The following is a 13,954-nucleotide window of genomic DNA, read 5'->3' as shown; positions in this document are numbered from 1 at the left end:
TTCGGCGCCTAGCAACAATACCGGTCAGTGAGATGGATCTACGGTGGACCGGACCTACCTGTGAGACGCCGGTGGTGCATGTCCGCCTCGGAGCGAAAGCGTCCTACTTAGGGATCCACCCTTCCCGGGGTCCGGGTAGTAATGACGCACAGAACAACGAAGTTCGCGTGAACACGTGACCGGGGTCGACTACGGGTTCGACCTCACGGGGTCATCGTGGTGCCAGGTTCGGTTCGTCGCAGACGGCACCACGAGGAGATCTCGATGTCGATTGACGGAAAACCCGTTTCTCGACAGAGTCGTCTGGAAGTCAAAGTCCCAGGTGGGCCTAGAAGGCTAGGAGCGGCGTAGCCGGATTTTCGAGTCAAGTTCGGGGGCATTGGGTCACGTTCGGCTGGTTGATGTTTCAGGCCGCGAGTTGCGCTGTGGCGGTGAGTGTGTCAACCACGGTGTTATCGGGTTGGCGTCGATCGATCGGACCGCCACCCGCGGTTCAGCGGGTGTGTTCCGTGCAGGAGCTGGCAGAGGCGTTCACACCGACGCCTGACGAGGTCGCGTGGTCACGCGAGAAGACGCAGAGAGATCCTCACCACCTGTCTACGGTGGCCCCTTCGGACAATGCGGCGCGCGTCCACCTCCCCGGGACGAGCACGACAGCGCGTAGGTCATGATCGACCCATGCCACCGCACCTCGATCGCATGATCTACGTCGACGACTCCGGCCACCCCCAATCCGGCCTCGCCGTCTACGGGTGGATCGAATTCCGACCGGACCAGTGGCGATCCGTGCTGCGGTCCTGGCTCGATACCCGCAAGGCGCTGTGGCGCGAGTTCGGAGTGCCGGTCACGAAGGAGCTGCACACCACCGAGTACGTCAACGGCCGCGGCCGGATCTCGAAGAACATCCCGCAGCGGCATATCCACAACGGCCACGAGTACTGGAAGGACTTCGGCCGTGAGGTCGCGCACGACTGCCTGGAAACGCTGCGGTGCACCGAAGGGCTGATCGTCGGATCGGTGTACCGCCGAGGAAAGCCGAACGACCTGGCACGAACCAAAAGAGATCTGTACGCCGATCTCGTTGCCCGTGTCGAGTCCGAGCTGGCCCGCAGCGACTCGTTGGGCTTGATCTTCATGGACGGTGACGGCAGCGACAGCTCGTACCGCACGACCCATCGCGGTCTCGCCTTGGCGCAGCGGCGGGTGATCGAAGATGCCATCCACATCGACTCGGCCGGCTCGCAACTGGTGCAGATGGCCGATCTGGTGGCGTGGTCGGCCACCACCATGATCGATCAGCATCCGAAAAACGAGTTCGCGACGCAGTGGTACAGCAACTATCTGTCCGAACGCGATCCCCGGCGCGAACCCCAGGAACTGTAGAACCCTCCAGAAACAGCGAGACCCCCTGATCCACGGGTGTGGGGGGGTCTGCACCCATACGATAGCACTACCGCGCACCTGCCGAGATAGTAGCTAGATCACTGCCATACTTGGCGGCTCTTCGGGATATTCACCTTCCCCCGGTGCACCGCCGTCCCGTCCGGGCCACCCCCTACCCGACGGTCGGCGCCGCCGGCGTCGGTCTCCCGGGTCAGTCACCGGCGAGGATCTGCCGGATCCGGGTGCCGGTGAGGTCGTGCTCGGCGGCGAGCTCGGCGACCGAAACACCGGCACGAGACCATGCCCGGATCCGCGCGTCCCGGGCCGTGTTCCGCACCGGCGCGTTCGCCGGGTTCACCCGCTTCCAGGCGTCCCAGCATTCCCGCGAACACGTCTCGAGGGTGTACCCGCCGGGCAGCGGACACCACGCGGCGCCGCACATCACGCAGTGCACCACCTGCACCCGCCGGCCGCGGGCACCGTTGCGGCGGGCGGTGTCGGCTTTCCCGTCCGCGCGGGCAGCCACAGCGAAGCTCGTCTCGTCGCGGGACGCGGACGCCGCGGCCGGGTTGCGGCCTGCTCGAAGCGGTCCCATCCGCGGCTACCGATCTGCTCCCGTGCCCGGGCGGATCGGGTGTCGGACAGTCGCTGCGCCGCCAGTCCCCGGCCCAACGGCAGGCCGTGGCGGATCTTGTAGTCGCGGGCGGTCAGGTCGTGTCCCTTTTTCAGATGCGCGACGACGGAGGTGTACCGCTGCCCGCACTCGTGGCACAGCACGGTGTGGCCGTCGTCGTCGAGGATGCCGTACCGGTCGTACCCGGACGGCGCTCCCGTCGCCGGGCGGGTCTCGGTGATCGGTGTCCCGCGGAGGTGTCTTCGGGTCTTCGGGTGACCCCGGACCCTTGCCGTGTCGGTCGGACCGGTACGGTCGGAGCGGTCCACAGGTGGGGGGCGTGGACCTTGGTGCATCACCTGCACGTTCCCCCCTTTTTCGTGTTCGTCAGAGGGGGACGATGACCGGGCAGGGACGTGGGGGTGTCCGCGGTACGGCCGGCCCGCACCACCTCGATTTTCGAGCATCTGCGGTCGGGTGGTTGGTTCGGCGACTGTGTGCTGCCGTCCCGCAACGCCGCCGAACAGTTCGCCGTGGCCCGGCCTCGTCGACCTCGGTGAAGACCTGTGGGAGGCGCAGCAGAGCGCGGCGATGGCCGGGTTCACCGCCGCCGACGCGCTCCGCTATGCGGTGCGGATCCACCCGGTCTCGCTCCGATGACCGCACGACCTGCCGGCAACGGACCGGGATCGACACCGTCGCCGCACACCTTTATCCCACGCCCCCGGCTCGTGTCGGGGTGTGCGAGGTTCTGCCGGTCTCGTCGGTCAGAGGCATATCCGACATGTCTCCCGACCGTACCGGCCGGGGCTGGTGACTACCCCATGCGAGGAGTTGTCTGCTGATGCGTGCATCGCGCACCACCTGTGCTGTCCTGGCGGTTGCGGCCACCACCACCGTGACCTTGGCCGGGTGCGGTGCGGCCCCCGACAGCACCACTGTCGCCGCCGAGGCCGCGGCGTCCGAACAGGTCGACCTGGAGTCACTCGACACCGGTGAATACAACACCGAGCCGCGGGACTACGCCACCGAGGGCCAGCTGGCCGAGGACTTCGGTCCGGTCGTGGAAGCTCAGCGTCTCGCCGAGTTCGTCGCACACCCCTACGATGTCGACCCCACCTTGACCAGAGCAACGAATGTCGGGGTCACCGTCGACGGTGTCAATCTTTGGATGAACGAACCCGTACAGCAGATAGCCGACCAGTTCGGGTTCATCAGTGGTTTCTACAGCACCCGCGACACCGCCGACGGATCCCGCATACTCGGAATCTCGGTGTGGCGGTTTCCCACCGAGCAGGACGCCGCAGGAGCCGCGCAAGCAATCCAGGACAACCGCATCGATCCGGCGGCGGACTGGGCTTCTGACGAACGGCCCATCCCGGTCACGCTGCCGCAGCTGTCCGATGTGCTCGCCAGCAGCTACCGCTGGGAAGACTTCGACTCCAACATCCACAACCACGTCGACACCTTCACCGCACGGGGGATGTTCGTGATCCACACCCATGCCAGCGACATGAGCACGGACACCGGATGGACCACCGACACCACCGTGCGGGCCATACAGCAGCAACAGGAATTGCTCGACCGGTTCCCGGCCACCCCCGCCGAGCAGATCGCCGCGCTGCCGATCGATGTGGACCAGGTCCTCGGCCGCGCCGTCGGGTACCTCGAAGACGAAACCGTCTCCTACTCCGCGATCGCCGTCTACGGACCGGCCGGATGGCTGCACTTCGACACCCATCCGGCCCGGACCAGCACAGTGTTCGAGGCCACCGGAACCGATCGAGTCGCCATGGCCAATACGACCGTCTACCGCACCGCAAGCAACGACGACGCGAGGGCCCTGCGCGACGAGTTCGCCGTGATGACCCGCGAAAACTACCCCGACCTGAAACAAGACCTCCATGCTCCGCAGCACGTGCCCGACACCACCTGCTGGACCGGTGACGTTGCGACCGGGCGGATGTCGGTGTGCCTGATGGTGTACGGCCGGTACCTGGCCGAACTACCCGGGCACAGCCCCCTCCACTCCTCCGATCCCGCCGACGATACTCTGCGCACTCTCTCCCAGCGGGTGGCCGTGCAGTACACCAAATTCGTTCGCGCCGAAGAGTGGGGCCTGGGCGAGAACTGATCCCGTCCCCGGTGGCGGAATGTCCCGGGAAACGGGCTTCGGGTTGTTGTCGTTGTTCTTCGGGACGCTGCCAAAGGTCGGCATGGTGTGAGGTGCGGATCTTTCCGGTCACGTGACAGGAGGGGAACGATTGCCGCTGACAATGAGGGGGACATGGCACGCACACCGCGATACCCGAATCCGAATAGGGGAACGGAAAGCGACGAACAGAAACAAACATGGGGGTGTGCGGCCCGGGACCGGCTGGGTGAACTCTGCCCCACCGCAGAGTCTTCCGAACCCACCACCGAAGCAGGGACTTTCGACGTACCGACCCCGAATCGCTCGTAGTTGCCTCTGATACCCCACATTCGAGGAGTTGTCCGCCTGTGCGCACCACCTGCAGTACCCGTGTGGTTCTGGCTGTCGCGGCCGCTGTCATCGTGACGGTGGCCGGGTGCAGTACCCGAATCGACGGCACCGCCCTCACCGAGAACAAATCCGCAGTCACACCCGCCGATCCGGAGTCACTCGACACCGGCGAGTACGGGACCGAACCGCGGGACTACGCCGCCGAAGGCGTACTGGCCGGGAAATACGGTCCCGCGGTGGAAGGCCAGCGTCTGGCCGAGTACGTCGTCCACCCCCACACCATCGACCCCGCTCTGACCACAGCAATTCGTGTCGAGGTCACCGTCGGGATCATCGATCCTTTCATGAGCCGCGAAGTGCAGGAGGCGATCGAACCGTTCGGGCGTTTCAGTGGTTTCCAGAGCTTCCGCCGCACCCCCGACCAGTCCCGGAAACTCAACATCGAGGTCTGGCGTTTTCCCACCGAGCAGGATGCCAGCAACGCGGCGCAGGTCTTCTACGACACCTCGCTCCGTCCCCAAGCCGATGACGATAGCTTCAGCGAGTACTCCGGCGTGGAATCGACAGGCCCAGATCCGGTCGTACTCGCACAAGTGCCGGGCACTCTCGCCAGCACGCACCAGGTGGATGTCCCCGATGATCGACCCGGAATGGTCGACTCCCACGGCATGAACACCGTCACCGCACGGGGGATGTTCGTGATCTACACCTACGCCTACAACGAGGGCACCGACACCGCATGGGCCACCGACGTCAGCGTGCGCGCCGTGCAGCAGCAGCAAGCGCTGCTCGATCGGTTCCCGGCCACCGCCACTGATCAGATCGCCGATCTACCGATCGATAGCGACAACGTTCTCGGCCGCGCTGTCGGGTACCTCGACGGCGAAACGTCGGGGAATTTCAACGATATCGCGGTCTACGGACCGGCAGGGTGGCTGCACTTCGACACCCATTCGGCCCGCACCCGCGCGGTATTCGAGGCCACCGGCACCGATCGAGTCGCCAAACTCAATTCGACCGTCTACCGCACCGGTAGTGACGAGGGTGCACTGACCCTGCGAGACGAGTTCGCCGAGATGACGCTCGAGAACTATCCGGACTTGATCGAAGACGCCTCGGTTCCGCAGCACGTGCCCGGCACCACCTGCTGGACCGGTGACGTTGCGACCGGCCGGATGTCGGTGTGCCTGATGGTGCACGGCCGATACATGGCCGAACTGTATGGGCAACGGCGACTCGACACCGTCTCCCCCGATACGCTGGGCACCTTTCCTCAGCGAGTGGCCGCGCAGTACACCAAGTTCGTTCGTGCCGAAGAACTGGGCCTGGGCGAGAACTGACCCCACCCCCTTCGGGGGCGGAATGTGCCAGGAGACGGGTTTCGGGTTGTTGTCGCTGTTCTTCGCGACGCTCCCAACGATCGGCATGTCGTGCAGTGCGGATCTTTCCAGCCAAGCGACAGGAAACAGTGGGAGGGTCTCCCGTCGCAGAACGATCTACCGGGCGCAGGTTACGTGGCCATCGTGCTGCCGCGTGGGTCCCGCCGGCGAATCGAGGCCCCTCCGCGCGGTGCGGTGCCGGCGTCTGTTCCAGGCCCGGGCCCCGGTGTGTCATCGGCGAACTGGTCTACTGGGCTGCTCCCACAATCCCAATCCGACGCGGTGTCATCCGCATGTCACCCAGGAGAACCCATGGCTGTGGAAATCCAGCAGGTCAGTGACGTCACCGAGGAGATCGTCGCCGCCTTCGCGCGTCTGGTGCCCCAACTGTCCCGCTCCGCCGCACCGGTGACGGTCGAGACGCTCCGCAGTGTCGTGGAGTGCCCGGCGAACACGCTCTTCGTCGCCCGGTTGGACGGCCGCGTCGTCGGCACCTTGACCTTGGTGGTCTTCCCCATCCCGACCGGAGTCCGGGCGTGGATCGAGGACGTGGTAGTGGATACCGAAGCGCGGGGGCAGCAGGCCGGCGCCGCGTTGACCCGCGCCGCGATCGATCGGGCAGCTGAACTCGGTGCCCGGACGGTCGATCTGACCTCGCGTGCGTCGCGGGAGGCGGCGAACCGCCTCTACCGCGGGCTCGGCTTCGAGGAGCGGGACTCCAACGTTCTTCGGTACACCCCGAATCGCTCGTAGTTGCCTCTGGTACCCCACATTCGAGGAGTTGTCCGCCTGTGCGCGCCAGGGTCAGGCACGTGGCTCAGGGGTACCTCCACCGGCCGGAGGTGCCGTGCCCTGTTGGTTCCGGGTACCGCTCGTTGTCTGCGGCCCGGTGCAGTACCGGGCCGCAGCGAGGATCGCCCATACTGCGGCGACCACGGCGTATCCCACACCGGACCAGGCCCATCCGCTGGTCAGAGACCACACCGCGAGCGCCGCCCACATCGCCGCGATCAGCCAGTAGGTGCGCGGGTGGAGCCGTCTGCCCCAGATCGTCCCGTCGGGAAGCATGTATACGGGCAGCTCTTGGGTCGCGTGTCGATGCGTGGGCTGGGCATCTCACCTTTGTGCGGTCTGATGTTCCTGCACGTAGAGCGTGATGGCTTCGCGCATGACCTCGGCGGCGCGTCGGCCCTGGGCGGCGGCGATGGTGTCGACCTGCTCGCTGACCGCCTGCGGCAGGCGGACCTGCCGCTTCGGTGACTCGGTGCCGGGCTCGGCCTGCGGATCGAGGCTGGGTCTGCCGGCGTGTGCGCGGGCGAGCAGAGCCCGGCCTGCCGCGGCGGCGTCCTCCCCGTGACGGGCGGTGGTCGAGTCGCGGGGAAGAACCATGTCTTCCTCGGCCCATCGGGCTGCGGCGTCGTAAACCTTGTTCTTCTTGGTGCTCATGGTCTTTCCTCCTGCTGCGCTCAGTCGTTCATCCGGTCGAGGTGCTTCTTCCGGGCCTCCATGACGTGGAAGATCGTCACGTCACGTCACGTCGGCCGATCTCGACCATGACCTCGAGCAGTGGTGCTCCGAGTCGACGCCCCGGACCGAGGAACAGGGTGGGCCGGATGGTCGACGGCGGGCGGGGTTCGTCGAAGTCCTGTTCCATGTAGTGCGCGTGCGCGATGGCATGTTTCGCGTCCTCGATGTCGATGCCGTGCTTGAGCGCACTGTCGGTCCACTTGATCGCCATCGCAATACTGTAGTCCACAATTGGCTATTTGTGTAGTACAAAATAGCGGCCTTCGGACCGCCTTCGTGGCCGACCACGCGGCGTAGGGCGGGTGGTCTAGACCTGGCAACGGTTCCTCCTTGGTCGGTGGTCAGTCTCTGTTGGTTCCGGCACCGCACGTTTCTTGCGGTCCGGCTGCAGTACCGCTACCGGTCCCCCTCGACGGACCGTGGGCCGGCCGCGAGGACGTCGAGGCGGCTCCTTGAGCAGGTCCCGTGTCTTGGCCGAGTCGTAGCCACGATCGAGGTGCACACACGTACTGCGGCAGAGGACCGATCATGTCCGGAACCAGAGGGGAGGGTCGGTTCGAGCAGCGGCGAATCGTGCCGGTTCGCGCCCGCCGACACCATCGCCAGCAGGATCCCGCGACCGTCGCACACCCACCGAGGATTTCGTGCCCTGCTTGCCACGATCGACCGGGGAACGACCCGACACCTCGCCACCACACGGGGATTTCGTGATCGATCCGTCGACCGACAGATCATCGAGGTCCGACCCGAGCATCCGGTCGTACGCGGTCAGGGCAGCGCTCAGGACCTCGAGTCCGATCCCGCGTTCGGCCCACTCGCGAGCCGTCTGCGGATGGTGCGGTCGGAGCAGCCGGATGTGGCGATGCGTTCGTAGCCGCTGCCCGGAATACGGCTAACTGGGCTTTGGGGGTGATGTCCGGACGTGACTGGGTGGTCGACGCGCCGCAGGGTTCGCAGCACCAGCGGGTGCGGTCGGCAGGACGACGGTTCGGCGTACTGCGCTCGAAGGAGCGAGCGGGAAGATGATCCGTTCTCGCCCGGCTCCATCGCTTCCTCGATGCCGCGAACGAACAGTCCGATATTGCGTCCGAGACGGTGAGCGCCGGGTACGCGAGCCAATCCCACCTCAACGACGAGTTTCGCGCCCTCACATCGCTGACTCCGGTCTGATTTCTGGAAGACAACCGTCGGTCTGCGCAATAGCGTGTCGTTCATGAGCAACGATCCGAGCGTCATCCGCAGCCGTCATGTCAGCCAGGTCATCGCACGTCCGCCCGCGCAGGTGTACGAATTCGCGGCAGATCCCGACAACCTGCCCAGGTGGGCAGCCGGCTTGGCGCACAGTCACGTCGAACGCGACGGCGACACCCTCGTGGTGGATTCTCCTATGGGTCGGGTCACCGTCCGGTTCGCGGCGCACAACGACCTGGGTGTGCTCGACCACGACGTCACCTTGCCGTCGGGCACGACGGTGAACAACCCGGTGCGCGTACTCGCGCACCCGAACGGCTCCGAGGTGCTGTTCACCGTCCGTCAGATCGAGCTGTCGGACGCCGAGTTCGATCGGGACACCGGGAAGGTCGCGGAAGACCTCGAACGTCTACGGGCGCTGCTCGAGCCGTAGGAGCACCGACGATTCAGGGAAGCATCTCCTCGATGAGGTCGGCGGCACGCGAAGTGCCTCCTTCGGCCACCGCGTCGGCGCGCAGCTGCGCAGAACGGTTGCGGACCGCTACGTCGTCGACAAGCTCGGTCAGGGCGGTACGCAAATTCGTTGCCGTGGCGTCGTCCGTGTCGATCCGGCGGGCCACTCCCAGCTCTACGAGCCGGTCGGCGTTCATGAACTGCTCGGCGGCCTGCGGCACGGCGATCATGGGGACGCCCGCCAGCAGCCCTTCACCGCAGCCACCCATGCCGGCGTGAGTGACGAAGGCATCGGCCTGCTCTAGGATCGCCCGCTGCGGAACCCAGGAGTGCACTTCGACGTTGGGCGGGATGTCGCCGAGTTCGTTCGGATCGGTGTACTTGCCGATCTGCAGCACGACGTGCCAGCCCGGCAGGTTGCCGAATGCTGCAAGGCACTGCCGGTAGAACTCCGGTTGCCGCGTGTAGGCGGAGCCGAGGGAGATCAGCAGCACGTTCTCTGCGTCGGAGGGACGGGTCCAGGTGTCCTGATCGGCGCGCAGGTCGAAGCAGGGGCCGACGAACGTCACAGTGTCGGTGTCGACGCGATCGGCCTGCGGTTGCATTGCCCGCGTGATCAACGCGAGAGCGTGCGCGGGACGGTTCGGGAAGACGTCGATGTCGGTGGTGGTGGCCCCGCATTCCACGAGCCATCGTGCGAACTTCGTCCGGTAGGCGTCGGCGCCCGGGAGTTCCCACAACTGCGCGGCGACCTCCTGGTCGTATCCCTTCCAGGAAACGAATGTCGGCGACAGCTGCATCAGGGGCTTGCCCTGCGACTCCGCGAGAGCGCGTGCAGCATAGGCACCGATGTCGTACAGGTACAGATCTGCCGGATCGTGGTCGTAGGCAGCATGCAACTGCGGGAGTGCCTGGATCGCATCGTCGAGGAACAAGCTCATCGCAGCGATCGGGTCGTCGGGCCAATCATTTTCGGCCACTGGCAGTTCAGATGCGCAGGGGACGAGTTCGGCACCCACACCCTCGACGAGCCCTGCCACCGCCGAGTCGTTGGCGTAGGTCACCCGATGGCCGCGAGCAGCCAGTTCACGGATGATCTCGAGGCTCGGAAGAACATGACTGACGGCGGGAACGCCGACCATTGCGATATGTGCGCGGCGAACGGACATGGAATACCACTCATTTCGGGTCTACGGCGGATGGACATCGAGCGGGCGACGCGTACGTCGGCGTCAGCTGTAGATCTGAAGTAATTCCATGCCCGCGACCGTAACCCTCGATGCTCCCCGGCGCATCCGATTTTTCGGCGAACCTGCCGTCACCGCGGGCAATGACGTCGAGACGTAGATTCTCGAACATATCGACGTGTACCACCATTGACGCCACCCCACCGTCGTGGGATCATGCCTGCACTGGCCTGAACGCAGGTCGACCCCGGGCGGTGCGCCAACACCGGATCCGGGGTCTGGGCACACGACAGAAAGAGACTGTCATGCACCGTACGGTGGAGTCTATCCACACGCCCTCAAGGGGCGCTTCTCACGGTTCGGCCTTCGACGCCGACCTCATCCCCTCCCCGCCGGGGCCTCTTCTGACGTCATGACCTTCCGAGCCCCTCGACCGATCTGGTCGAGGGGCTCGAAGTGTGTGCTGCGACGTGTGCGCGGGCCGTTCCGGTAGCCGCGACACGTCGGAGTCTCCGTCGCTCGTCTCCCGAGGTCCGACGTCGGCGCGTGGGCGCCGCGAACCGGGGCGTCATTCCCCGTGTTCGAAACCGACTGGGCACCAGTATCCTTCGTCTCCGCAGCTGGTGGTGGAGCACCCGATCGTGCGGGTCGACACGACCGACCGGGTCCAGTACGAGCCGCACGTCCTCTGCGACGTGCGGCATGACGTGCTGGCCGAGACGGTCTATCGGGGCATGGCGACCGGGCAGCGGTGGGGAAGGGGCCAGCAAGCTCAGGGACCCGTAGGGTCTCCGCTCGGTTGGGCGCAGTCGCCCGCAGGGCGTCCTTCTCGTCACCGCCCGATACCGCACAGGGCGACGCGGGTGTCAGAGTCGGAAGAGGTCGAAGTCCTTGTCTCGCTTACGGGGCGACCATGCCAGCGTGTAGTCGCTGTCGTCGCCGGGTTCACGTGTGGCGATGACGTGGTACGGCGTGAGCCGGAACTCCCGAGCGAAGCGCCGCACCACCTTCACTCCGAGGCCTGTGTCCACAACCGTGCAGAACAGGTTCATCACGGTGCCATCGAGGCCGTAACTGGCGGGCGGCCGCCCACCGATGTCGTTGCCGTCGTAATGCCCGACCCCGCGCCAGCCGAGATAGTCGTCCAGGGCGCTCTGGCCGTGATCGAAGAGCCGCTGATCGTCGGGGTGCGAGAGGTCGGTGGTGAAGGTCCAGCACTGCAGCACGACCCAGCCGTGATCGTCGTCGGGGATCGGGAAGAAGCCGTCGGCTGCGGCCTCCTCGGTGAACGTGGCGAGGAATTCCTTCGCTGTCGGGCGGTCGGGCCACGTCCGGCTCCGTGCCGAATGGAAACGGGTGCGGCCTTTCGTACCGACAACGCCCGTGTGCGTTCGCACCCCCGACTGCTCACTCCACGCCTCGCGGTAGTGCAGGACTCCGGCGTCGTCGCGCCGATACGTCTTGATCATGGCCATGGCGCCGAGTATCTCAGCGTTCACCGGCACGCGGTTACCTGGCGCGCCGCTGCTCGAGGCGCCGCTCCAACCCGTCGACGATCAGATCGAGCTCGAACTCGAACTGCTCGACTGCACGCGAGCTCGTTTCACGGCTCAACGCAAATCTGTGCAGGAGCTGCAAATCCGTGGATCCCGACTCCACCGTACGCACGACGTCGTCGACCTGCGGGTCGGCCGCACCCGACGCGGCCGTGATCTCTTCACGTGCCGCCGCGTGCGCGATCACCGCGAGGAGGGTGACCACGCGCCCCGCCTCCTCGGCGTCGAACCCTGCGCGTACCAGGCGTTCCATGATCCGCTCCACTGTCGTGAGGGCGCCGAGGTCGGTCATTCCGTCGAATCGGATGTAGGCGATGAGCACGCCCGCTGCCGTCAGCGCCTCCTTCATCGCGCGCGCACACGACCGCAATATCTGGCGCCAGTCCTGGCTTTCCGGTGTGTCGACATCGCGGATCGCGGATTCGAAGACGTCCAACGCCACCAGCTCATGTAGCCCTTGCCGATCGCTGACGTAGTAGTTGAGGGCCTTCCGATCCACGCCCAGTTCGTCGGCCACGGCCTGCATGGTGAGTGTCGCTGGAGGCAGGGATCGAGCCGCGGCGACGATCTGAGCACGGCTGATCTTGCTGGGCCGACCGCGGCGGCGGCGCGTGCTCGCGCCGTGGACCATCTCCTCGCTACTCACGCGGCAAGCCTACGACCTCCGGTTTCGCCGTAGGGTTGCCCGTCTTGCACGACACCGCTCCACACCCCTGAGCTGTAGGTACGTCGTCCTGCCGAATATGCATGAATATTCTTCCCATGCGGGAATTAATACAGTATTCTCTCAATCGGATATCCGGTTCCCGCACGGCACAGCCCAGCCGTTCGCTCCAGGCCGTGCTTTGAAGATCCCGTGTGCAACGACGCCGTTGCGCACCCCGAAGAGGAGGCAGACTTGACCGGCTTCGACGAGATCGATTTCTTCACCGACGCGTCCCTGGTGGAAGATCCGTACCCGTACTTCGAGCATCTTCGTTCGAAGTGCCCCGTGACCCACATGCCGCACCACGGGGTGGTCGCCGTGACCGGCTACGAGGAAGCCCTCGAGGTGTATCGCGACCACGAGGTGTACTCCTCCGCCAACGCCTTCCTGGGTCCATTTCCACCGCTGCCGTTCGAGCCCGAAGGCGACGACATCACCGAGCAGCTCGCCGCACACCGCGACCAGCTGCCGTTGAACGAGCACATGGTCACGATGGACCCACCGGACCACACGGCACAGCGGGCACTGCTCAAGCGGCTGCTGACACCGAAGCGGCTCAAGGAGAACGAAGAGTTCATGTGGCGGCTCGCCGACAAGCAGATCGACACCTTCTTCGGAAGTGGCCGGTTGGAGCTACTCAACGACTACGCGAAACCGTTCGCGTTGATCGTGGTCGCCGACCTGCTCGGTGTTCCCGAAGAAGACCACGACCAGTTCCGCGACAAGCTGCTCTCCCAGACCGCCCGCACGCTCGACCAGAACGAAGAAGTCGAGGTCAACCCACTCGAATGGCTCGACGCCCAGTTCAGCGGCTACATCGAGGACCGCCGCAAGAATCCCCGCGCCGACGTATTGACCGACCTCGCGACCGCCACCTATCCCGACGGCACCCTGCCCGAAGTGATCGACGTGGTGCGCTTGGCCACCTTCCTGTTCGCTGCCGGCCAGGAAACCACTGCCCGGCTACTCAGTTCGTCGATCCAGGTACTCGCCGAACGGCCCGACATCCAGAAGCAGCTGCGCGACGACCGCGACCTCATCCCCGCATTCATCGAGGAGACCCTCCGCGTGGAGAGCCCGGTGAAGACCGACTTCCGGCTGGTGCTGAAGAACACCACCCTGCGTGGCATCGACCTCCCCGCGGGCACGCCGGTGGCCATTCTGCCCGGCGCGATCAACCGCGATCCGGACCGTTTCGAATGCCCCGCGGAGTTCCGCGTCGACCGCGAAAACCTGCGTGAGCACATTGCTTTCGGGCGCGGCGTGCACTCCTGCCCAGGGGGTCCGCTGGCCCGTGTCGAAGCGAAGGTCAGCATCGAGCGGTTCCTCGATCGCATGGGCGACATCAAGCTCGACGACACGGAGCACGGCCCCGAGTCGGACAGGAAGTTCACCTGGGAGCCCACCTATCTGCTGCGCGGGTTGAACAACCTGCACCTCCAGTACGACCCGATCGGCTGACCACCGACACACA

Annotated in this window: 14 protein-coding genes and 2 pseudogenes; 7 read left to right on the top strand and 9 right to left on the bottom strand. The window is 65.6% G+C overall.

Features of this window, described 5'->3' with window-relative positions:
* Nucleotides 1-678 precede the first annotated feature (678 nt).
* Nucleotides 679-1,383 carry a DUF3800 domain-containing protein gene (locus ACZI8W_RS06965; protein WP_463367757.1) on the top strand — a complete coding sequence of 235 codons (705 nt, stop codon included), beginning with the start codon at nucleotides 679-681 and terminating at the stop codon, nucleotides 1,381-1,383.
* Nucleotides 1,384-1,594: 211 nt separating this feature from the next.
* Here ACZI8W_RS06965 and ACZI8W_RS06960 read toward each other — a convergent pair whose 3' ends face one another.
* Nucleotides 1,595-1,978 (bottom strand): hypothetical protein, encoded by a 384-nt coding sequence (locus ACZI8W_RS06960; protein WP_463367947.1) that lies wholly within the window; start codon nucleotides 1,976-1,978, stop codon nucleotides 1,595-1,597.
* Nucleotides 1,979-2,007: 29 nt separating this feature from the next.
* Nucleotides 2,008-2,352 (bottom strand): annotated as a pseudogene (locus ACZI8W_RS06955) (MucR family transcriptional regulator); the annotation flags it as partial.
* 121 nt (nucleotides 2,353-2,473) lie between these two features.
* Here ACZI8W_RS06955 and ACZI8W_RS06950 point away from each other — a divergent pair.
* The 4 genes from ACZI8W_RS06950 (at nucleotide 2,474) to ACZI8W_RS06935 (ending at nucleotide 6,613) form a co-directional block, all read left to right on the top strand.
* Nucleotides 2,474-2,656, top strand: coding sequence for a hypothetical protein (locus tag ACZI8W_RS06950; protein WP_463367756.1), 183 nt, complete (start codon nucleotides 2,474-2,476; stop codon nucleotides 2,654-2,656).
* Nucleotides 2,657-2,840: 184 nt separating this feature from the next.
* The gene (locus ACZI8W_RS06945; protein ID WP_463367755.1) at nucleotides 2,841-4,130 is read left to right on the top strand and encodes a DUF7373 family lipoprotein; all 1,290 of its coding nucleotides are present in this window, start codon (nucleotides 2,841-2,843) and stop codon (nucleotides 4,128-4,130) included.
* A gap of 368 nt (nucleotides 4,131-4,498) precedes the next feature.
* On the top strand, nucleotides 4,499-5,821 hold the full coding sequence (locus ACZI8W_RS06940; protein ID WP_463367754.1) for a DUF7373 family lipoprotein: 1,323 nt from the start codon (nucleotides 4,499-4,501) through the stop codon (nucleotides 5,819-5,821).
* A gap of 351 nt (nucleotides 5,822-6,172) precedes the next feature.
* Nucleotides 6,173-6,613 (top strand): GNAT family N-acetyltransferase, encoded by a 441-nt coding sequence (locus tag ACZI8W_RS06935; RefSeq protein WP_463367753.1) that lies wholly within the window; start codon nucleotides 6,173-6,175, stop codon nucleotides 6,611-6,613.
* Nucleotides 6,614-6,664: 51 nt separating this feature from the next.
* Here ACZI8W_RS06935 and ACZI8W_RS06930 read toward each other — a convergent pair whose 3' ends face one another.
* The 4 genes and pseudogenes from ACZI8W_RS06930 to ACZI8W_RS06915 form a co-directional block, all read right to left on the bottom strand.
* Nucleotides 6,665-6,928 carry a hypothetical protein gene (locus tag ACZI8W_RS06930; RefSeq protein WP_463367752.1) on the bottom strand — a complete coding sequence of 88 codons (264 nt, stop codon included), beginning with the start codon at nucleotides 6,926-6,928 and terminating at the stop codon, nucleotides 6,665-6,667.
* A gap of 48 nt (nucleotides 6,929-6,976) precedes the next feature.
* Nucleotides 6,977-7,306 (bottom strand): ribbon-helix-helix domain-containing protein, encoded by a 330-nt coding sequence (locus ACZI8W_RS06925; protein ID WP_463367751.1) that lies wholly within the window; start codon nucleotides 7,304-7,306, stop codon nucleotides 6,977-6,979.
* 76 nt (nucleotides 7,307-7,382) lie between these two features.
* On the bottom strand, nucleotides 7,383-7,598 hold the full coding sequence (locus tag ACZI8W_RS06920; RefSeq protein ID WP_463367750.1) for a hypothetical protein: 216 nt from the start codon (nucleotides 7,596-7,598) through the stop codon (nucleotides 7,383-7,385).
* A 237-nt stretch (nucleotides 7,599-7,835) separates the two neighbouring features.
* A pseudogene (locus tag ACZI8W_RS06915) lies at nucleotides 7,836-8,275 on the bottom strand (transposase); the annotation flags it as partial.
* Between the two features lie 325 nt (nucleotides 8,276-8,600).
* Here ACZI8W_RS06915 and ACZI8W_RS06910 point away from each other — a divergent pair.
* On the top strand, nucleotides 8,601-9,011 hold the full coding sequence (locus ACZI8W_RS06910) for an SRPBCC family protein (RefSeq protein WP_463367749.1): 411 nt from the start codon (nucleotides 8,601-8,603) through the stop codon (nucleotides 9,009-9,011).
* 13 nt (nucleotides 9,012-9,024) lie between these two features.
* On the opposite strand, the gene ACZI8W_RS06905 is transcribed toward ACZI8W_RS06910, so the two are convergent.
* From ACZI8W_RS06905 to ACZI8W_RS06895, 3 genes are all read right to left on the bottom strand, one after another.
* Complete coding sequence (locus ACZI8W_RS06905) at nucleotides 9,025-10,200, bottom strand: macrolide family glycosyltransferase (protein WP_463367748.1); 1,176 nt, start codon at nucleotides 10,198-10,200, stop codon at nucleotides 9,025-9,027.
* Nucleotides 10,201-11,084: 884 nt separating this feature from the next.
* Nucleotides 11,085-11,723, bottom strand: coding sequence for a hypothetical protein (locus ACZI8W_RS06900; protein ID WP_463367747.1), 639 nt, complete (start codon nucleotides 11,721-11,723; stop codon nucleotides 11,085-11,087).
* 4 nt (nucleotides 11,724-11,727) lie between these two features.
* On the bottom strand, nucleotides 11,728-12,420 hold the full coding sequence (locus ACZI8W_RS06895; protein WP_463367746.1) for a TetR/AcrR family transcriptional regulator C-terminal domain-containing protein: 693 nt from the start codon (nucleotides 12,418-12,420) through the stop codon (nucleotides 11,728-11,730).
* Between the two features lie 252 nt (nucleotides 12,421-12,672).
* Between ACZI8W_RS06895 and ACZI8W_RS06890 the strand changes: the two genes are divergently transcribed.
* Nucleotides 12,673-13,941 carry a cytochrome P450 gene (locus ACZI8W_RS06890; RefSeq protein WP_463367745.1) on the top strand — a complete coding sequence of 423 codons (1,269 nt, stop codon included), beginning with the start codon at nucleotides 12,673-12,675 and terminating at the stop codon, nucleotides 13,939-13,941.
* Nucleotides 13,942-13,954: the final 13 nt, after the last annotated feature.

Source organism: Rhodococcus ruitaii, assembly GCF_055230935.1.
Note: the sequence above shows the minus strand (reverse complement) of the source record. Positions and strands in the feature narration are given on the sequence as shown.

What these genes read in the sequence shown, in the direction of transcription:
- ACZI8W_RS06965 (WP_463367757.1), top strand. Translation starts at nt 679, where the DNA reads ATGCCACCGCACCTCGATCGCATGATCTACGTCGACGACTCCGGCCAC.
- ACZI8W_RS06960 (WP_463367947.1), bottom strand. Translation starts at nt 1,978, where the DNA reads ATGGGACCGCTTCGAGCAGGCCGCAACCCGGCCGCGGCGTCCGCGTCC.
- ACZI8W_RS06945 (WP_463367755.1), top strand. Translation starts at nt 2,841, where the DNA reads ATGCGTGCATCGCGCACCACCTGTGCTGTCCTGGCGGTTGCGGCCACC.
- ACZI8W_RS06935 (WP_463367753.1), top strand. Translation starts at nt 6,173, where the DNA reads ATGGCTGTGGAAATCCAGCAGGTCAGTGACGTCACCGAGGAGATCGTC.
- ACZI8W_RS06930 (WP_463367752.1), bottom strand. Translation starts at nt 6,928, where the DNA reads ATGCTTCCCGACGGGACGATCTGGGGCAGACGGCTCCACCCGCGCACC.
- ACZI8W_RS06925 (WP_463367751.1), bottom strand. Translation starts at nt 7,306, where the DNA reads ATGAGCACCAAGAAGAACAAGGTTTACGACGCCGCAGCCCGATGGGCC.
- ACZI8W_RS06920 (WP_463367750.1), bottom strand. Translation starts at nt 7,598, where the DNA reads ATGGCGATCAAGTGGACCGACAGTGCGCTCAAGCACGGCATCGACATC.
- ACZI8W_RS06910 (WP_463367749.1), top strand. Translation starts at nt 8,601, where the DNA reads ATGAGCAACGATCCGAGCGTCATCCGCAGCCGTCATGTCAGCCAGGTC.
- ACZI8W_RS06905 (WP_463367748.1), bottom strand. Translation starts at nt 10,200, where the DNA reads ATGTCCGTTCGCCGCGCACATATCGCAATGGTCGGCGTTCCCGCCGTC.